Annotated in this window: 16 protein-coding genes; 8 read left to right on the plus strand and 8 right to left on the minus strand. The window is 67.9% G+C overall.

The genetic code is table 11. From position 1 onward, the window contains the following. Positions 1-105: 105 nt before the first annotated feature. From OHN74_RS12220 to OHN74_RS12245, 6 genes are all read right to left on the minus strand, one after another. The gene (locus OHN74_RS12220) at positions 106-909 is read right to left on the minus strand and encodes an SCO2400 family protein (protein WP_327694592.1); all 804 of its coding nucleotides are present in this window, start codon (positions 907-909) and stop codon (positions 106-108) included. Between the two features lie 187 nt (positions 910-1,096). Then, on the minus strand, positions 1,097-2,122 hold the full coding sequence (gene yjfF / locus OHN74_RS12225) for a galactofuranose ABC transporter, permease protein YjfF (protein ID WP_327694593.1): 1,026 nt from the start codon (positions 2,120-2,122) through the stop codon (positions 1,097-1,099). Next, entirely contained in the window at positions 2,122-3,231 is a 1,110-nt protein-coding gene (locus OHN74_RS12230) for an ABC transporter permease (RefSeq protein ID WP_327694594.1), read from the minus strand. The genes yjfF and OHN74_RS12230 overlap by 1 nt, the downstream gene beginning before the upstream one ends. Then, on the minus strand, positions 3,228-4,766 hold the full coding sequence (locus tag OHN74_RS12235) for a sugar ABC transporter ATP-binding protein (protein WP_327694595.1): 1,539 nt from the start codon (positions 4,764-4,766) through the stop codon (positions 3,228-3,230). The genes OHN74_RS12230 and OHN74_RS12235 overlap by 4 nt, the downstream gene beginning before the upstream one ends. 147 nt (positions 4,767-4,913) lie before the next feature. Then, complete coding sequence (locus OHN74_RS12240) at positions 4,914-5,915, minus strand: ABC transporter substrate-binding protein (protein WP_327694596.1); 1,002 nt, start codon at positions 5,913-5,915, stop codon at positions 4,914-4,916. A gap of 212 nt (positions 5,916-6,127) precedes the next feature. Continuing rightward, positions 6,128-7,144 (minus strand): LacI family DNA-binding transcriptional regulator, encoded by a 1,017-nt coding sequence (locus tag OHN74_RS12245; protein WP_327700087.1) that lies wholly within the window; start codon positions 7,142-7,144, stop codon positions 6,128-6,130. 487 nt (positions 7,145-7,631) lie between these two features. Between OHN74_RS12245 and OHN74_RS12250 the strand changes: the two genes are divergently transcribed. The 8 genes from OHN74_RS12250 (at position 7,632) to OHN74_RS12285 (ending at position 18,051) form a co-directional block, all read left to right on the plus strand. Further along, a complete protein-coding gene (locus OHN74_RS12250; protein WP_327694597.1) occupies positions 7,632-8,789 on the plus strand; it encodes a mandelate racemase/muconate lactonizing enzyme family protein in 1,158 nt (385 codons plus the stop codon). Continuing rightward, positions 8,786-9,790 carry a zinc-dependent alcohol dehydrogenase gene (locus OHN74_RS12255; RefSeq protein ID WP_327694598.1) on the plus strand — a complete coding sequence of 335 codons (1,005 nt, stop codon included), beginning with the start codon at positions 8,786-8,788 and terminating at the stop codon, positions 9,788-9,790. Before OHN74_RS12250 ends, OHN74_RS12255 begins: the two co-directional genes overlap by 4 nt. A 157-nt stretch (positions 9,791-9,947) precedes the next feature. Continuing rightward, positions 9,948-10,916, plus strand: coding sequence for a hypothetical protein (locus OHN74_RS12260; RefSeq protein WP_327694599.1), 969 nt, complete (start codon positions 9,948-9,950; stop codon positions 10,914-10,916). A gap of 144 nt (positions 10,917-11,060) precedes the next feature. Continuing rightward, a complete protein-coding gene (chvE, locus tag OHN74_RS12265; RefSeq protein WP_371659694.1) occupies positions 11,061-12,173 on the plus strand; it encodes a multiple monosaccharide ABC transporter substrate-binding protein in 1,113 nt (370 codons plus the stop codon). A 32-nt stretch (positions 12,174-12,205) separates the two neighbouring features. After that, a complete protein-coding gene (mmsA, locus tag OHN74_RS12270) occupies positions 12,206-13,756 on the plus strand; it encodes a multiple monosaccharide ABC transporter ATP-binding protein (RefSeq protein ID WP_327694601.1) in 1,551 nt (516 codons plus the stop codon). Further along, positions 13,753-14,994 (plus strand): multiple monosaccharide ABC transporter permease, encoded by a 1,242-nt coding sequence (gene mmsB, locus OHN74_RS12275; protein WP_327694602.1) that lies wholly within the window; start codon positions 13,753-13,755, stop codon positions 14,992-14,994. Before mmsA ends, mmsB begins: the two co-directional genes overlap by 4 nt. A gap of 64 nt (positions 14,995-15,058) precedes the next feature. Further along, positions 15,059-16,138, plus strand: coding sequence for an aldose epimerase family protein (locus OHN74_RS12280; protein ID WP_443060377.1), 1,080 nt, complete (start codon positions 15,059-15,061; stop codon positions 16,136-16,138). A gap of 188 nt (positions 16,139-16,326) precedes the next feature. After that, positions 16,327-18,051, plus strand: a complete 1,725-nt coding sequence (locus OHN74_RS12285; protein WP_327694604.1) for a pyridoxal phosphate-dependent aminotransferase — start codon at positions 16,327-16,329, stop codon at positions 18,049-18,051. Between the two features lie 117 nt (positions 18,052-18,168). On the opposite strand, the gene OHN74_RS12290 is transcribed toward OHN74_RS12285, so the two are convergent. Together OHN74_RS12290 and OHN74_RS12295 are read right to left on the minus strand one after the other, a co-directional pair. Beyond that, positions 18,169-18,549 carry an SH3 domain-containing protein gene (locus OHN74_RS12290; RefSeq protein WP_327694605.1) on the minus strand — a complete coding sequence of 127 codons (381 nt, stop codon included), beginning with the start codon at positions 18,547-18,549 and terminating at the stop codon, positions 18,169-18,171. A gap of 127 nt (positions 18,550-18,676) precedes the next feature. Continuing rightward, positions 18,677-19,675, minus strand: coding sequence for a helix-turn-helix domain-containing protein (locus OHN74_RS12295; protein WP_443060378.1), 999 nt, complete (start codon positions 19,673-19,675; stop codon positions 18,677-18,679). Positions 19,676-19,802 lie beyond the last annotated feature (127 nt).

The following is a 19,802-nucleotide window of genomic DNA, read 5'->3' on the forward strand; positions in this document are numbered from 1 at the left end:
CGGGGGCCGCGACCCCAGACCCCCGCTTCGGCCCTGAAGGGGCCCCGTCCTCGAACGCCGGACAGGCTGCACACGCGGGCCGGAGCCGAAAGGGCAACCCTGGCTCTACGAACACCACCACAGGAACTGCTCGCACGTTTCCGAAGGTGACGGTTCCGGGGTCGGGTCCGCGGTCGTCGGGTCGGAGGACGGGGTCGTCGAGTCCGACGTGGTCGGTGAGGACTCACCCCTCGTCGGGGTCGGCGCCGCGCCGATCGGCGCCGACTGGGCGTCCTTGCTTCTGCTCGGTGAGACCGACGGCGACGGCGATCCGGCGCTCTCCGACTCCGACGGCGAGGCCGATGAGGACGGGGACGCCGAGTCCGACGTGCCGGTGTCCACCGCACCCGCCTTGTCGGACAGGGGCGTCTCGGTGGCGCCGGCCTCCGTCGTCGACGCGCCGTCCGACGTATCGCCGTCCGCAGTGGCGGAGTTCGGGTTCGAGCCCGGCGCGTCCGTGCCCAACTCAGCGAGGCTCAGTCCGCCCGCCGCGAGCACGAACCCCGCGACGACGAGCAGCGCCCGCTTCCGTCGCCGCCGGTGCGCCGCGGCCTTGCGGTCACGTCTGCTGCCGCGCGCCGGCCCGGCGTCCTCGGCATCGTCCTCGTACTCGTCGGTGTCTTCCGGGGCCGGGGCGGCGGCAGTCGCCTCGTGCCCCCGCCCGCGTCCGCGACCTGCCTTACGGGCCGCCGCTCGCCCAGGACGGCCCACCTCGGCGACAGCACCGGCGGAGCCGTCCGCGCCCGCGTCCGTTCCCGGGCGCGCGCCGACTTCCTCCAGCCGCGTATGGAGGGGTGCTGTTGCTGAGCCGCACCCCGGGCAGGCAAGTGCGCCGTTGAGGTGCCGTTGGCACTGGTGGCAGTAGTCCATGACGCGGGAAGAATAGGTTCCTTGCAGGGGGCGTTCCTAGGGGTCCCAGTGAATATTCCGTGTGGAACTGGCGTTTTGAGTTTGCCCAGTTGAGACCAAGCCTGATCATGCCATGCCAACTTCTGACACGCCAGAGCGGTCCGTCGCACGGTGTACGTGCGACGGACCGCTTCGGACCCGCAAGGGGTCAGGTTTTCTTACGCGCCGTCATGGCCCGCTGGATCAGGATGAACGCGCAGAGCAGCACACCGGTGGCGATCTTCGTCCACCAGGAGCTGAGCGTGCCCTCGAACTGGATGATGCTCTTGATGAGGCCCAGGACGAGGACGCCGAACAGGGTGCCCACGACATAGCCCGAGCCGCCCGTCAGCAGCGTGCCGCCGATGACGACCGCGGCGATCGCGTCGAGTTCCATGCCGGTCGCGTGCAGCGGGTCGCCGGACTGGATGTACAGGGTGAAGAGCAGGCCCGCCAGCGCGGAGCAGAAGCCGCTCACCGTGTAGACCGCGATCTTCGTGCCGCCCTGCGGCAGGCCCATCAGCATGGCCGAGTGCTCGTTGCCGCCGATGGCGTACACCCGGCGGCCGAAGCGGGTGTAGTGGAGGACGTAGAAGGCGACGGCCAGCACCACCAGCGCGATGATCGCGCCGATCGACAGGAAGCCCACCCCCAGTTGTGCCTGCGCCTGCGCCATGCTGCTCACCGAGGAGTCGTCGATGGCGATCGACTCCTTGCTGATGACCAGGCACAGGCCCCGGAAGAGGAAGAGGCCGGCGAGGGTCACGATGAACGGCTGGATCTCGAAGTTGTGGATCACATAGCCCATCAGGAAGCCGCCGAAGGCTCCGACGCCCAGCGCGATGGGGATGACGACCACGATGGGCAGGCCCTGCTTCTCCACCAGCCATGCGGTGAGCATGGTCGTGAAGCCGATCACGGAGCCCACGGAGAGGTCGATGCCGCCCGAGAGGATGACGAAGGTGGCGCCGACCGCGGCGACCAGCAGATAGCCGTTGTCGATGAACAGGTTGAGGAAGACCTGGGGTTCGCCGAAACCGTAGTTCTGGTAGCGGCCGAGGCCCACGAGGTACATCACGAGGAAGAGCGTGGCGGTCACCACGACGGGCAGGCGCCGGTCGCCGAGCAACTGCGCGGCCCTGGACGGCGTACGACGGTTGTGGGGGGCCGTGGGGGTCTTGGTGGCCGTGCTCATCACGACACCTCCATCTTCGGGGCTGTCGCGGTCGTCGGGGCGGTGTCCGCCGGGGTGGCGGCCGGGGCGCCGCCGCCCTTCGCGCCGGACCCGGAGCCGAACTTCCCGCCGAAGACCTTGGTGCGGAACTTCGGGGACTGCAGCAGGCAGACCACGATGACGACGGCGGCCTTGAAGACCAGGTTGGTCTGGGTCGGTACGCCGATGGTGTAGATCGTGGTGGTCAGGGTCTGGATGACGAGGGCGCCCACCACCGTGCCGCCGACGGAGAACCGGCCGCCCAGGAGCGAGGTGCCGCCGATCACCACGGCGAGGATCGCGTCGAGCTCGATCCACAGGCCGGCGTTGTTGCCGTCCGCGGCGGAGGTGTTGGAGCTGATCATCAGGCCCGCGATGCCGGCGCACAGGGCGCAGAACACGTACACCATGATCTTGATGCGCATGGACCTGATGCCGACCAGGCGGCTGGCCTCGGCGTTGCCGCCGACCGACTCGACCAGCAGGCCGAGGGCGGTGCGGCGGGTCAGGGCCACGGTGATGGCGACGACCGCGGCCACCACGAAGATGGAGAAGGGCAGCGTCAGCCAGTAGCCGCCGCCGATCAGCTTGTACGGCTCGCTGTTGATCGTGATGATCTGGCCGTCGGTGATCAGCTGGGCCACGCCTCGGCCCGCGACCATGATGATGAGGGTCGCGATGATCGGCTGGATGCCCATCCGGGCGACCAGGAAGCCGTTCCACAGACCGCAGACGACCGCGGCCACCAGGCCGATCCCCATGGCCAGGAACACCCCGGCCAGGGAGTCCTGGTCGGCCTGGTCACTGATGTACGAGCAGGTCAGGGCGCCGGTGATGGCGACCACCGCGCCGACCGAGAGGTCGATGCCGCCGGTGGCGATGACCAGGGTCATGCCGACCGCCACCAGGATGAGCGGCGAGCCGAACAGCACGATCGAGACGAGGCTGCCGTAGAGGTGGCCGTCCGTCATCTTGATCGAGAAGAAGTCGGGGGTGAAGGGAACGTTGATCAGCAGCAGGACGACCAGCACGGCCACCGGCCAGAACAGGTGGTGCTGTGTCAGCGCCCGCCAACGGGGAGTGGTGGTCACTGGTGCTCTCCGCTCGCGATGGTCTCCAGGATCCGGGTGGGGGTGATCTCCGGCCCGTTGGCGATCTGGGCGACCAGTTTGCGGTCGCGCAGCACGCCGATGGTGTGGCTGAGCCGGAGTACCTCCTCCAGTTCGGCCGCGATGTACAGCACGGACATACCTTCCTCGGAGAGCGAGACCACGAGTTTCTGGATCTCCGCCTTCGCGCCGACGTCGATGCCGCGCGTCGGTTCGTCCAGGATCAACAGCTTCGGCTGGGTGATCAACCAGCGTGCCAGGAGCACCTTCTGCTGGTTGCCGCCGCTCAACTGGCCGACCCGGGCCTCCGGGTTGGCGGGGCGGATGTCCAGCGCCTTGATGTACTTGGCGACGAGTTCGTCGCGCTGGGCGGCCGGGATGGGCCGGGTCCAGCCGCGCGAGGCCTGCAGGGCGAGGATGATGTTCTCCCGCACCGTCAGGTCGGGTACCAGGCCCTCGGTCTTGCGGTTCTCGGAGCAGAACGCGACCCCGGCGCCGATGGCGTCGTTCGGGGCGCTCATCGAGACCTGCTTGCCGCCGATGGTGACCTTGCCGCTGTCGGGCTGGTCGGCGCCGAAGAGCAGCCGGGCGAGTTCGGTGCGGCCGGAGCCGAGCAGGCCGGCCAGGCCCAGGACCTCGCCCTTCTTGATCTCCAGGTCGAAGGGGGCGACACCGCCCGTCCTGCCGAGACCTTCCGCCTGGAGCAGGGGCTCGCCGACCTCGGCGTGCAGCTGGTGCTCGTGGAGCCCCTCCAGCTGGTCCATGGCCTTGCCGATCATGAGCTGGATCAGTCCGACCTGGTCGAGCTCGCTGACCAGGTGCTCGCCGACGAGCGTGCCGTTGCGCAGGACGGTCATGCGGTCGCAGATCTCGTAGATCTGGTCGAGGAAGTGGGAGACGAACAGGATCGCGACGCCTTCGTCCCTGAGCCTGCGCATCAGACGGAACAGTTCGAGGACCTCGTCGCGGTCGAGGCTGGAGGTCGGCTCGTCCAGGACCAGCACCTTGGTGCCGGCTCCGGCGCCGTCGCTGTCGCCGGTGCCCACCGCCCTTACGATCGCGACCAGTTGCTGCACGGCCAGCGGGTACGAGGACAGGGGCGCGGTGACGTCGAGGTCGAGGCCGAGGCGGTCGACCAGCTCCGCCGCGTCCTTGCGCATACGGCTCCACTGGATGCGGCCGTAGCGCGTGGGTTCACGTCCGATGAAGATGTTCTCCGCCACCGACAGGTTGGGGCAGAGGTTCACCTCCTGGTAGACGGTGCTGATGCCGGCCTGCTGTGCCTGGAAGGGGCTGTCGATCTGCACGGTCTGCCCGTCGAGGGCGATCGTGCCGCCGTCCAGCGCGTAGACACCGGTCAACACCTTGATGAGGGTGGACTTGCCGGCTCCGTTCTCGCCCATCAGGGCGTGGATCTCGCCGGGGAAAAGCCGGAAGTCGACACCCGACAGAGCCCGTACCCCCGGAAACTCCTTGACTATGCCCGTCATTTCCAGGACGGGCCGCGGCTCTGCCATGGCAGCGCTCCTCTTGACTCTCGTTCAGGCCCACGGATTTTTTGGCCGGGCCTTCGATTTCGTTCAGGCCCGCAGGGAGCCCCCAAGTCCGTCCTCCGTACGGAGGGTCCGGTCGGGTGGAGGCTCCCTGCCGATGGGTGCGGTCGGTCAGTACTTGCGGGTGGGGAGCGCGGCCTTGGCCTGGTCCTGCATGAAGTCGCTCTCCTTGGTCTTGATCCAGCGCTCGACCGTCTCGCCGTTCTTGACCTTCTTCACGACCTCCATCAGCTGGGGGCCGAGCAGCGGGTTGCACTCGACGATGGCGTTGATCTTGCCCTCGGACATCGCGATGAAGCCGTCCTTCACGCCGTCGATCGTGACGATCAGGATGTCCTTGCCGGGCTTCTTGCCGGCCGCCTCGATGGCCTGGATGGCACCGATGCCCATGTCGTCGTTGTGCGCGAAGAGGACGTTGATGTCCGGGTTGGACTGCAGGAAGGCGGCCATGACCTGCTTGCCGCCGGCGCGGGTGAAGTCACCGGTCTGGCTGACGACGATCTTCCAGTCGTCCGCGTGGTCGGCGTCCATGACCTCCTTGAAGCCCTTGGCGCGCTCGATCGCGGGGGCGGCACCGGTGGTGCCCTCCAGCTGGGCGATCTTCACGGCACCCTTGTGTCCGGCCTTCTCCAGGACCTTCTCCAGGATCTTGCCGGCGCGGCGGCCCTCGTCCGTGAAGTCGGAGCCGACGAGGGTGACGTACAGGGATTCGTCGGAGGTCTCGACGGAGCGGTCGGTGAGGACCACGGGGATCTTCTTGGCCTTGGCCTCCTTGAGCACCGCGTCCCAGCCGGTGACGACCACCGGGGAGAAGGCGATGACGTCCACGCCCTGGGTGATGTAGCTGCGGATCGCGGAGATCTGGTTCTCCTGCTTCTGCTGCGCGTCGGAGAACTTCAGGTTGTAGCCGGCCTCCTTGGCCGCCGCCTTCACCGAGTCGGTGTTGGCGCTGCGCCAGCCGCTCTCCGAGCCGACCTGGGAGAAGCCGAGGACGATCTTGCCGTCGCCACCGGAGCTGGTGGAGCCGCCGTCGTCCTCCTTGGCGCAGGCCGCCAGGCCCGTCGCAGCCGCCACGCCGACCGCCGCAGTGAGGAAGTTCCTTCTGTTGAGCATGTGTCTTCTCCTTTGAAGAGCCGGCCCGGGGATGGACCCGCTGTACTCGTGGTGCTCGTTGGTACTTGTGGGGCTTGGTGGTGCTGGTGGTGCTTTTGGTTCTCGTGGGGCTCAAGGTGACAGGCGGCTATACGTCCAACCTGTCGATCATTGTTCGAGATATCGGCCGCGCTGATGGGGCGGGGACGATCGTCGAACCGGTCGGTGCCCCCTCAGCCGGGAGCGGTCGCCGACTGAGGGGCGTACGGGAAGGTGCTGGCGCGGACGAGGAGTTGGGGTTCGATGGCGACCCGGGAAGTCCCGGAGGGGGTGCGGCCCTCGATGAGGTCGAGCAGCAGGGCGATGCTCTGCTTGCCGACCGCCGAGAAGTCCTGCCGGACGGTGGTGAGCGGCGGAGCGAAGAACTCCGACTCCGGGATGTCGTCGAAGCCGACCACAGCGACGTCCTGGGGAGTGCGCACGCCCGCCTCACGCAGCGCCCACAACACCCCCAGTGCCATCTGGTCGTTGGCGACGAAGACGGCGGTCAGGCCCCGGCCCACCCAGCCGGCCAGTTCCTGGCCCGCACGATAGCCCGACAGCGGACTCCAGTCCCCCCGCAGCGGCGACGGCGGTTCCACGCCGGCCTCTTCCAGGGTCGTCCGCCAGCCGTCGGCCCGGTCCACCGCCTCCTGCCAGTTCTCGGGTCCGGCGAGATGCCAGACCGTGCGATGACCGGTGGCCAGCAGATGGCCGGTGGCCAGCCGCGCGCCCAGCCGCTGGTCCACGTTGACGCTGGGGATCTCCACGCCGGAGCCGGTGCCCACGGCCACCACCGGGAAGGGGTGGCGGAGTTCGGTGAGGGCCTCGACCGCCGACCGCTGCGGGGCGAGGGCGATCACCCCCTCCACCCCACCCTCACTGAGCCGGTGCATGGCCTCGGACAACGTCTCGACCGTCAGTTCGCGAAGACTGACCGTCGAGACGAGATACCCCTCGGCGCGTGCCGCCTCCTCCAGCGCGAACAGCGTGCTGGCCGGCCCGTAGAGCGTGGTGTTGGAGGCGACCACACCCAGGGTGAGGGTGCGCCGGGTCGCCAGTGCCCGTGCGGAGGAGTTGCGGCGGTAGCCCATCTCCTCGATGGCCTGCAGCACCCTGGCCCGTGTCTCGTCGCGCACATTGGGGTGGTCGCCCAGTACGCGGGACACGGTCTGGTGGGACACGCCGGCCTGGCGTGCCACGTCGGCCATGGTGGGCGGCCGGAGCTGCGAGCTGGTCTGAGAGTAGGTCACGGCTGCACCTCCCTGGCGGTCGTCTGTGGATAAGTCCTTCGATGGGGGCGGTCGTCTCCGCGCCGCCGGCTTCACTCCGGGCTTCCGGAAAGCCCCGAGACGCCGGGCGGGTAAGCAAGTTGGGGCACTGCCGACATGACGCTCGTACCTCCCTGGATGCCGTTCGTAGACGACTGGTGAATGCGGAGGTCATTGTGAGCGCTAACAATCGACGGCGGTCAAGAGGGCTGCGCCAGGGAGGTCGTCACGGTTGGATAACGCGGCAGTCGGCGGGCAGGAGGGCTCCCGGTGCGGCAATGTGGGAACGGATGGCGGCGGTCCAAAACGCGGCAAGGGTTGTTCGTTCGACCCATTGACACTCCGCCCGAAGCATCCTTACTGTCGCGACAGCATTTCGAACAAGTGACGAAATCTCGAACAGGCCACACAGGACTTAGGGAGTACCGTGCGCATCACGGGAATCAGCACGCACGTGGTCGGGACGCCGTGGCGGAACCTGACCTACGTCCAGGTGCACACCGACGAGGGACTCACCGGCGTCGGCGAGACCCGCATGCTGGGCCACACCGACGCGCTGCTCGGCTATCTGCACGAGGCGAAGACCAACCACATTCTCGGCTCCGACCCGTTCGCTGTCGAGGACCTGGTCAAGCGCATGAAGTACGGCGACTACGGGCGCGCCGGCGAGATCGTGATGTCCGGCATCGCCGTGATCGAGATGGCGTGCTGGGACATCAAGGGCAAGGCCCTCGGCGTGCCGGTGTGGCAGCTGCTCGGCGGCAAGGTCACCGACAAGGTCAAGGCGTACGCCAACGGCTGGTACACCACCGAGCGCACGCCGGAGGCCTACCACAAGGCGGCGCAGGGCGTCATGGAGCGCGGTTACAAGGCGCTCAAGATCGACCCCTTCGGGACCGGCCACTTCGAGCTGGACCACGAGCAGAGCATGTACGCCGTCTCTCTGATCGAGGCCGTGCGGGACGCCATCGGGCCGGACGCCGAGCTGATGCTGGAGATGCACGGCCGCTTCTCCCCCGCCACCGCCATCCGCCTCGCCAAGGACCTGGCGCCCTTCAAGCCCGCGTGGCTGGAGGAGCCCTGCCCGCCGGAGAACCTGAAGGCACTGGAGAAGGTCGCCGCCAAGGTCGACATCCCGGTGGCCACGGGTGAGCGCATCCACGACCGGATCGAGTTCCGGGAGCTCTTCGAGAGCCAGGCCGTGGACATCATCCAGCCCGACGTCGGTCACATCGGCGGCATCTGGGAGACCCGCAAGCTGGCCGCGACCGCCGAGACGCACTACGTGCTGGTCGCGCCGCACAACGTGGGCGGGCCCGTGCTGACCGCGGCCTCCCTCCAGGTCGGGTTCACCTCCCCGAACTTCAAGATCCTCGAGCACTTCAACGACTTCGCGGACGCGGACATCAAGAAGGTCGTCTCGGGCGCCCCGGAGGTCGTGGACGGCTACTTCCACCTCTCCGACAAGCCCGGCCTCGGTGTCGAGCTGGACGTGGACGCGGCGGCGGAGTTCCCGCAGCAGCAGGCCCGCTTCGACCTGTGGGCCGAGGGCTGGGAGCAGCGCAAGCCCAAGGGGACCGAGTGAGCAGCGCGGTAGTGATCGAGGCTCCGGGCGAGCACCGTCTGGTGCCGCACGAGCCTCGTCAGCCGGAGGCCGGCGAGGCCCTCGTCCGGGTCCACGCCGCCGGCATCTGCGGCAGCGACCGGGAGGTCTACCAGGGCAACCGGCCCGAGGGATACGTCCGTTACCCCCTCACGCCGGGCCACGAGTGGTCCGGGACGGTGACCGCGGTCGGTACCGGGGTTCCTTCAACTCTCGTAGGCCGCAAGGTCGTTGGCGAGGGCTTCCGCAACTGCCAGGTGTGCGACCGCTGTCACGCGGGCGAGACCACGCTGTGCTCGGCGGGATACGAGGAGACCGGGTTCACCGAGCCCGGCGCGATGGCCACCACGCTGACGCTGCCCGCCCGTCTGCTGCACGTTCTGCCGGACGACGCGGATCTCACGGCGGCGGCGCTGCTGGAGCCGGCCGCGTGCATCGCGGCCGCCGCGCTCAAGGCGAACGCCGTTCCGGGTGAGCGGGTCGCCGTGGTGGGCACCGGAACACTCGGGATGTTCGCCGTTCAGTTCCTGAAGGCGGGCTCGCCGTCCGAGCTGCTCGTCGTGGGAACGCGTCCGGACCGGGCGGAGCTGTCGAAGAAGTTCGGCGCCACCGACTTCCGTACCAAGGACCAGGAACTGCCCGACGACTTCGACGTCGTCATCGAGACCGCCGGGTCGGCGGACGCGGCGGTCACCGCCGCCGCCCTGCTGCGGCGCGGCGGCCGGCTGGTCCTGACGGGCATCCCGGCGGCGGGTGCGGACGGGCTGGACCCGACGGATCTCGTCGTACGGCAGCTGGAGGTGCACACCGTGTTCGGTGCGGCGCCCGATGCCTGGGCGCACACGGTGCGGGTCTTCGGGGCCGGGCTCCTCGACCCGCTGCCGCTCGTCACGCACGAGCTGCCGTTGGAGGAGTTTCCCCAGGCCATCGAGTTGGTGGGATCCGGTGATCCGAAGGTCGGGAAGGTCCTGCTGCGGCCATGACACACCCCTGAGCCGTACGCCGGTACGGGGTACCTGACGACTCCGTACCGGCGTACATCCAAAGCCTTGCGCACCCAGAGCCGCGAACCTTGTCCGAAATACCGAACCTGCCGGACCTCGCGAACCCGCCGGACCTGCCGATCCTGAAGGACAGATTGTGACCGACACCACCGCCTCCGCAGCCCGCCGCCCCGGAGAGCAGGCGCTCGCCGCGCTCGGCCTGGCCGCGCCCGCCCTCGACCCCGCCGACGCCTCTCCGCACACCTTCCCCGGTGGCGGTCGCTGGCGTACCGAGGTTCCCTCCGTGGAGGGGCCCGAGGCACTCGGTGTGGTCCTCAAGGAGTCCTCGCGGCTCGATGTGCCGATCCACCGGGTCAGCCAGGGCAGCGGTATCTGGATGCTGACCGACGCCGAGATCACCGAGATGGTGGAGGCGACGGCCGAACGCGACATCGAGCTCTGCCTGTTCACCGGCCCTCGCGGCACCTGGGACATCGGCGGCTCCACCCGTACCGACTCCAAGGGCGGCGGACTGCGCGCCCGCGGTCACGACGCGGTCGCCGGGTGCGTCGAGGACGCCGTCCGGGCAACGGAGTTGGGCGTCCAGTGCCTGCTCGTCGCCGACGAGGGCGTGCTGTGGACGCTGCACCGGGCGCGGCTCGCCGGGATCATCCCGGCCGAGACGACGCTGAAGGTGTCGGCGCTGATCGGGCCGGTGAACCCGGCCGCGTACGCCGTGTACGAGAACCTCGGCGGCGACTCGATCAACGTGCCGAGCGACCTGACGCTCGATCACCTCACCGAGATCCGGCGGGTTTCCGCCGCCCCCATGGACATGTACATCGAGGCCCCCGACGATCTCGGCGGCTACATCCGGATGTACGAGGTCGCCGAGCTGATCCGGCGCGGCGCACCGCTCTACCTGAAGTTCGGCCTGTCGAAGGCTCCCGGGATCTACCCCTACGGGAACCACCTGCGGGACCTGGCCCTGAACACGGCCAAGGAGCGGGTGCGGCGCGGCCGGCTCGCCCTGGACCTGCTCGCGCGACACGGGGCGGACGGCGACATGGCGCCGCTCGGCTCGCGACTGCCGGGCGATCTCAAGCGGTTCGAAACGCCTGCATAACGTTACGGACAACTCCCCTTCACAAAACCCGACGCAGTCGAACAGACTCCGACACGACTCCCTCGGGATCCTCTCGCACCCCCCGACAGGGCGCCCTCGAACCGCCAGACCGCTCCTGGCCTCACGACATCAAGGATGATGATCATGCGTACTCGCAGAGCCGCACTCTCCGCCATAGCCACCTCGGCCGTCCTCGCCCTCACCCTCTCCGCCTGCGGTCAGGACAGTGAGGGTGGCAGCGAAACGAGCGGGGACAGCGCCAAGGGCGGCACCATCGGCATCGCGATGCCGACCAAGTCCTCGGAGCGCTGGATCGCCGACGGCGCCAACGTGGAGAAGGACCTGCAGTCGAAGGGCTACAAGACCACGCTGGTCTACGGCGAGGACGACCCCGACCAGCAGGTGTCGCAGATCGAGAACCTGATCACGCAGGGTGTGAAGGCACTGATCATCGCGGCCATCGACAACAAGTCGCTGAACAACGTGCTTCAGCAGGCCGCCGACGCCAAGATCCCGGTCATCTCCTACGACCGTCTGATCCTCGGCACGAAGAACGTCGACTACTACGCGTCCTTCGACAACGAGAAGGTCGGCGAGCTCCAGGGCAACTACATCCTGGAGAAGCTCGGCCTCGCGGACGGCTCGAAGAAGGGCCCGTTCAACATCGAGCTCTTCGCCGGCTCCAACGACGACAACAACACGAAGTACTTCTTCGGCGGCGCGATGAAGGTCCTGCAGCCGTACATCGACAAGAAGCAGCTCGTCGTCAGGTCCGGCCAGACCGCGCTGACCCAGGTCACCACGCTCCGCTGGGACGGCGGCACCGCCCAGAAGCGCATGGACGACATCCTGACCGCGGCCTACAAGACCGAGCGGGTCGACGCGGTGCTCTCGCCGTACGACGGCATCTCCATCGGCATCCTGTCCTCGCTGAAGTCGGACGACTACGGCTCCAAGAACAAGCCGCTGCCGATCGTCACCGGCCAGGACGCCGAGGTCGCCTCGGTGAAGTCGATCATCGCCGACGAGCAGTCGATGACCGTCTACAAGGACACCCGCGAACTCGCCAAGGTGGCCTCGAACATGGTCGACTCCGCGCTCACGGGCAAGACCCCGGAGACCAACGACACCAAGACGTACGACAACGGTTCGAAGGTCGTTCCCGCGTACCTGCTGGTCCCGGTGAGCGTCGACAAGAGCAACTACCAGAAGGTCGTCGTCGACTCCGGTTACATCAAGGCCGGCGACCTCAAGTAACACCCGCACTCCAGAGATTGGCAGGCACGACCATGGCGGGACCCGTCCTGGAAATGCGCTCGATCGTCAAGACCTTTCCCGGCGTCAAAGCGCTGTCGGACGTCACACTGACCGTCCGTCAAGGCGAGGTCCACGCCATCTGCGGGGAGAACGGCGCCGGCAAGTCGACCTTGATGAAGGTCCTCTCCGGCGTCCACCCGCACGGAACCTACGAGGGGGACATCCTCTTCGAGGGGGAGGTCGTCTCCTTCAAGGACATCAGGGCCAGTGAGCACCACGGCATCGTGATCATCCATCAGGAACTGGCCCTGGTGCCGTACATGTCCATCGCGGAGAACATCTTCCTCGGCAACGAGCAGGCCAGCGGTGGCGTCATCAGCTGGAACGAGACGCTGAAGCACGCGACCCGGCTGATGCGCCGGGTCGGCCTGGAGGACCATCCGCAGACGCGGGTGGCGGACATCGGGGTCGGCAAGCAGCAGCTCGTGGAGATCGCGAAGGCGTTGTCGAAGGAGGTGAAGCTGCTCGTCCTGGACGAGCCGACGGCCGCCCTGAACGACGAGGACAGCGGCAAACTCGTCGACCTGATCCTGGAGTTGAAGGAACAGGGCATCACCTCCATCATCATCTCCCACAAGCTCAACGAGATCCGGAAGGTCGCCGACTCGGTGACGATCCTCCGCGACGGCCGGACCATCGAGACCCTCGATGTGAAGGCCCCGGAGACCACCGAGGAGCGGATCATCAACGGGATGATCGGCCGGGACCTCGACCACCGCTTCCCCGAGCGCACCCCGCACGACGCGGTGGCGGGCGAGGCACCTGCCCTGGAGATCCGCAACTGGACCGTCCATCACCCGATCGACCAGCAGCGCAAGGTGGTCGACGATGTGTCGATCAACGTGCGCCGCGGGGAGATCGTCGGTATCGCGGGCCTGATGGGCGCCGGCCGCACCGAACTCGCGATGAGCGTCTTCGGGCGGACGTACGGCCGGTACGCGGGCGGCACGGTCCTCAAGGACGGCGCGGAGATCCGTACGAAGACCGTCCCGCAGGCGGTCGCGCACGGCATCGCGTACGTCACCGAGGACCGCAAGCACTACGGGCTCAACCTCGACGACACCGTCGGCCGCAACATCTCGCTCAGCGCGCTGGACAAGGTGTCCAAGCGGGGCGTCGTCGACAGCCACGAAGAGCGCAAGGTCGCCGAGGGCTTCCGCAAGTCCATGAACATCAAGGCACCCAACGTCTTCGAAGCGGTGGGCAGGCTGTCCGGCGGCAACCAGCAGAAGGTCGTCCTCAGCAAGTGGATCTTCACGGGTCCGGACGTGCTGATCATGGACGAACCGACGCGCGGTATCGACGTGGGCGCCAAGTTCGAGATCTACACGGTCATCGACAAGCTGGCCGCCGAGGGCAAGGCGGTCGTTTTCATCTCCTCCGAGCTGCCGGAACTGCTCGGAATGTGCGACCGCATCTACACCATGGCCGCAGGGCGGCTGACCGGTGAGTTCTCGCGGGCGGAAGCCTCGCAGGAATCGCTGATGCGTCAGATGACGAAGGACAAAGAGGTAATGCGATGAGCACGGATGTGACCGCCAAGACGCCGGCCCCCGCGCCGGCGGGAAAGAGCGGAGCCGCCGCTGACGGCCTGCTGCGGCTGCTGTTCGACGGTATGCGCCGCAACATGCGTCAGTACGGCATGCTGATCGCCCTCGGCGTGATCGTGGCCCTGTTCGCGGTGTGGACCGACGGCGACCTCCTGCTGCCGCGCAACGTCTCCAACCTGGTGCTGCAGAACAGCTACATCCTGATCCTGGCGATCGGCATGATGATCGTCATCATCGCGGGTCACATCGACCTGTCGGTCGGCTCGATCACCGCCTTCATCGGGGGTGTGGCAGCGGTACTGATGGTCAGGAACGACATTCCCTGGCCGCTCGCGGTGCTGCTGTGCCTGGCCATGGGTGCCGCCGCGGGCGCGGCACAAGGGTTCCTGATCGCCTACGCCGGCATGCCGTCCTTCATCGTGACCCTGGCCGGCATGCTGATCTTCCGCGGTCTGACCGAGGTCTTCCTGGAGGGCCAGACGCTCGGCCCGTTCCCGGAGGGCCTGCAGAAGACCGCCAACGGCTTCCTGCCCGAGATCGGCCCCGACACCAACTACCACAACCTCACGCTGCTGCTCGGCTTCGCACTGTGCGGCTTCGTGATCCTCCAGGAGGTACGCGACCGCAAGCGGCAGTCGGAGTACTCGCTGGAGGTGCTGCCGGCCAAGCTCTTCGCGGTGAAGCTGGCGGCGCTCAGCGCGGCCGTCCTGACCTTCACGATGCTCCTGGCCAGCTACAAGGGTGCCCCGGTCGTCCTCCTCATCCTGGGCGTGCTGCTGGTCGGCTTCGGCTACGTCATGCGCAACGGTGTCATCGGCCGCCACGTCTACGCCATCGGCGGCAACCTCCCGGCGGCCAAGCTGTCGGGCGTGAAGGACAAGAAGGTCACCTTCCTGGTCTTCGTGAACATGGGCATGCTCGCCGCGCTGGCGGGTCTGGTCTTCGCGGCCCGCTTCAACGCGGCCTCGCCGAAGGCCGGCCTGAACTTCGAACTGGAGGCGATCGCCGCCTCGTTCATCGGCGGCGCCTCGATGAGCGGCGGTGTGGGCACCGTTCTCGGCGCGATCATCGGTGGTCTGGTCCTGGGTGTCCTGAACAACGGTATGAACCTCGTCGGCGTCGGCACCGACTGGCAGCAGGTCATCAAGGGCCTGGTACTGCTGGCGGCGGTCGGGTTCGACGTGTGGAACAAGCGCAAGGTCGGTTCGTAGGTACGGCTTGTCGGGGGTCCCGCGGACTACTGTCCGCGGGACCCTTCGGCTTTTGTCCGTTGTCATGGGAGGCAGGGTTATGGGAGGCAGGAACCCCGTGAAGGAACTCTTCGGCAAACTCGCCGACGGTACGGAGATCCACCGCTGGTCGCTGGAGAACGGCGGCACCCGTCTGAAGGTCCTGTCGTACGGCGGGATCGTGCAGTCCCTGGAGATCCCGGACGGCGAGGGCCGGTACGCCAACGTCTCCCTGGGCTTCGACACCGTCGAGGACTACGTCGCCGCCAGCCCCTACTTCGGCGCCCTGATCGGCCGGTACGGCAACCGCATCGGCAAGGGCCGGTTCACGCTGGACGGCACGTCGTACCAACTGTCCGTCAACGACGGGGAGAACAGCCTGCACGGCGGCAGCGCGGGCTTCGACAAGTCCGTCTGGGACGTCGAGCCGTTCACACGGGGTTCGGACGTCGGTCTGGTCCTCCGGCACACCAGCGCCGACGGCGAGATGGGCTTCCCCGGCACACTGAGCACGAAGGTCACCTACACCCTCACCGAGCACGGCGACTGGCGCATCGACTACGAGGCGACCACCGACAAGGTCACCGTCGTCAACCTCACCAGTCACGTCTACTGGAACCTCGCCGGCGAGAGCGGCGGCTCGATCAGCGGCCATGAACTGGAGATCTCCGCCGCCCGCTACACCCCCGTCGACTCCGGTCTCATCCCCGCCGGTGAGCCGGCCGAGGTCGCGGGTACCCCCTTCGACTTCCGGGCGGCCAAGACGATCGGCGCGGACCTTCGTGCCGCCCACCAACAGCTGCTGTACGCAAAGGGCTTCGACCACAACTGGGTGCTGGACAAGGGCGTCACGGCGGAGCCTGAGCACGTCGCCACCCTCAAGGACCCGTCGTCCGGCCGCACCCTGCGGATCGCGACCACCGAGCCCGGCCTCCAGTTCTACTCGGGCAACTTCCTCGACGGCACCCTCGTCGGGACCGGCGGTGCCGTCCACCGCCAGGGGGACGCGCTGTGCCTGGAGACCCAGCACCACCCGGACTCCCCGAACCGGCCGGACTTCCCGTCCACGGTGCTGCACCCGGGCGAGACCTACCGCACCACGACGATCCACTCGTTCGACGCGTAGCCGGTGTTACCGAGGGTCACATTATTGACCGGTTTCACAGGAGCTTCACAATTTTCTTTCGAAACCACAGCGGTTGAACAGCGACCCACAGCCATCCGTATTCAGGAGCGGCCCGTGCTCCCCCGCGCGGGCCACCCAGAGCCGGAGGACCCGTCCTCCCCAACGGGTCCGCCACATACGGAGGTTCCATGGCCGACAACGTCACCTCGCTCTTTCGCAGCACGGCGGCGCACAGCCCCTCGATGGCTGCGCTTGCGCGAGAGAGCGACGGGACCGGCCCGGTCGACTTCTGTATCCCGTGCAACCCGTACTTCCCCACCCCCGCCATGATGGACACCATGTCGGCGCGGCTGCGTGACATCATCACGTTCTACCCGAGCAGCGCCGACACGATCACCGCCGAGCTGTGCAATCTGCTCCAACTGCCGCCGCAGGCGGTGGCGATGGGCAACGGCTCGACCGAACTGATCACGTGGATCGACCACTTGCTGGTCCGTGAATCCCTCGCCGTCCCCGTCCCCACCTTCGGCCGCTGGACCGACCAGCCCATGGAGACCGGCAAGCGGGTCGACATGTTCCCGCTCCAGGAGTCCAGCGGCTTCAACCTCGACCTCGCCCAGTACGCCGAGTTCATCCGCGCGCGTGGCACGCGTGTCGCCGTCATCTGCAACCCGAACAACCCCGACGGCGGCTTCCTGCACAAGCACGCGCTCGTGCAGTTCATGGACGCGATGGCCGACCTCGACCTGATCATCATCGACGAGTCGTTCCTGGAGTTCGCCGACGCGGAGGCCGAACCGAGCGTCGTGCAGGAGGCGATGATCCGCCCCAACGTGATCGTCCTGCGCAGCCTCGGCAAGAACTTCGGTCTGCACGGCATCCGCTTCGGCTACATGGTCGCCAACCCGTCGCTCGCGGGCCGCGTCCGTTCCATGCTGCCGAAGTGGAACCTCAACGCCTTCGCCGAGTACGTGGTGTTCATGCTCAAGGAGCACGGCCAGGAGTACATGCAGAGCCTCCACCAGGTGCGCCGTGACCGCCTCGACATGGCGAGCCAGCTCTCCTCCCTGCCCGGTCTGACGGTCTACCCGTCACAGGGCAACTTCCTCTTCGTGCGCCTCCCCGTCGGCGCCGAGGGCACCGTGGTCCGGGACCGGATGCTCACCGAGCACCGCATCCTGATCCGTGAGTGCGGCAACAAGATCGGCTCGTCCAGCCGCTTCGTGCGTCTCGTGGTGCGCCCCCAGGTGGACGTACGTCGCCTGGTGTCCGGCCTGGAACAGGTGCTCTACGGGACCAGAAGGGGAGCCGCCGTACCTGAGCTGGGTACAGGCATGAACTACAGCTCGGGCACTGCGGCGGTGGACCGGTTGGTCAGTGCCACCAACGGGGGCGGTATGCCGGGCCTTGCCGCTCAGGCCCTCGGTACCGGTATGCCGGGGCTGACAGCAGCCGCGGCAGCCGGTACCGGCATGCCGACTCCCATGCAGGCCCCCATGCAGATGCCCGCCGCCATGCAGTCCGGTGGCTCCGGGATGCAGATGCCGGCGGCGATGACCGCGCAGAGCTACGGTGGCGGGGGACAGAGTTACGGCGGCGGTGGGGGGCAGAGCTACGGCGGCATGCAGATGCAGACGCCCATGCAGCCGCAACCGCAGCAGGTGCCTCAGCCCCAGATCCCCCAGCCGCAGATGATGCAGCAGCCGCCCCAGATGCAGCCCCCGCAGCCCCAACAGCCCCAGCAGTCGATGGGCCAGCAACAGCCCACCCCGTCCGGCGTCCCGGCCCGCAACGGCCTCACGGCCGCCCAGGTCCGCGGCACCACCGGCCCCGGCCTGGCCCCCGCCCCGGCGACGGGCTGGCCCGCCGCCCAGAGCTGGCCCAACGCGGCGGGTATGGGGCAGGCGGGCTGAACGGCCCCGGCCCGGCGGGCAGTTGCCGAGAACGACCGTGTGCCGCCACCCTGATCGAGGGTGGCGGCACACGTCGTCACGGCGTTACGGCGGATCAGCGGTCGTCCGCCGCGGGCGTCAGCTGCACTCGTTGTCCGCGGCCTGCGAACCGCCGTCGTCCAGGTTGCCGTTGTACACCCATCCGTTGACCTGCGTGCCGCTGATCCGCACGTGGGTCCACTTGTTGCCGGCGGAGTTGGTCACCCAGCAGTGGTAGAACAGCGTCACCGAGGTGCCGACCTCGGCGGTGACGCCACAGTCGGCGCTCGGGCCGGTGCGGACCAGTGCGCTGCTGCCCGCGGCGGTGCCCTCACCACCGGACTTGTTCTGCCACGCCGGGTGGGTGCACGCGGCGGCGGCCGAGGTCGCCGCACCGGCCGCCGGAGCGGTGGCCATGAGTCCGGCCGAGGCCACGAGAAGCGGCAGCGCTGCCATGGTGCCCAGCTTGGTCATGTTCATCAGAAGTATCCCCTGTCCGAGGGGCCGCCCCGTTGGGCCGCCCGGTGATCAAGAGAATGTCGTGTTCACGCGGACAAGTCGTTGACCCTGAGTCCACGCCTTTTTGACCATCCGTCCAGACACCCGCTCAGACCGGTCCCCCCGCCATACCGACCGCCCTCCCCCGGTACTCCCTGGGCGTCATCTCGTACGCCCGGCGAAAGGCCCGGCTGAAGTGGGCGACATGGGTGAACCCCCAGCGCCCGGCGATGACGTGGATGGGAGTGGTGACCATCAGCGGGTCGCCCAGGTCCCGTCGGCACTGTTCGAGCCGCTCCCGGCGCATCCATCCGGCGACGGTGATCCCGCGCTCCTGGAAGAGCCGGTGCAGATGGCTGAGCGAGATGTGGTGCGCGGCGGCGATGGCGCCCGGAGCCAGCTCGGGCTCGTGCAGATGCTGGCGGATGAAGCCCTGTATGCGGAGGGTGAGCGCACGGCGTTCGGTCTCGGGGTCGAGGCGGGCGTCGGAGTCGAGGGCATGGGCGAAGAGCGCCGAGACCAGGTCGACGACGACCCTGGCCAACCGGGGCCCGTCGGAGGGCCGGTAGGAGTCGCTCTTCGCGGTCAACTGGGAGAGGAACTGGACCAGTAGAGAGCCGATGCCGTCCCGCCCGGACAGTCGGCAGCGCATCAGCTCGTCGATTCGGTCGAGTGCGGGCGGCAGTTGTGACTTGGGGATCTCCAGACCCACCCCGGTCTGCGCGGAGTCCGGAGGAAGGCCGATGCCGGACTCGCACTCGAAGGGCCGCGAGGTGTCGATGACACAGACGTCGTACGGCCCGAACTCGCCTTGTACGCCGTCTCGTTCGACTCTCATGGTGCCGCTCAGCCGCAGCGACAGATGGAACCGCTCGGGGTCGGACTGCCGGATCAGTCGCGTGGTGCGTCTGAAGCGCACCGACGGCAGGGTGGCAGGCCACACCGTGACGGCGCCGAGGTTCAGCACACGCTGGTAGGCACGGAAATCGTCGTGGCGGTCACTGAACAGTTCCATGGGGGCGTGTGTCCGCTGGAACAACTCGCTCCAGTAGTCGAACCGGTCCCCCGCCGAAACGTCCATGCTCCGGAACACCGTTTCACTCAACATGCGATTGCCCCCGCCCGTGAGGCCTTCTCAGAGCCTCACTCCTCGCCCCTTCGTACCAACACGACGGCATGACCTTCAACGAGGTGGAGGGATCTTTCACCGGAGCCTGCGGTGATCTTCCTCACCG

Source organism: Streptomyces sp. NBC_00459 (assembly GCF_036013955.1).
Lineage (GTDB): Bacteria > Actinomycetota > Actinomycetes > Streptomycetales > Streptomycetaceae > Streptomyces.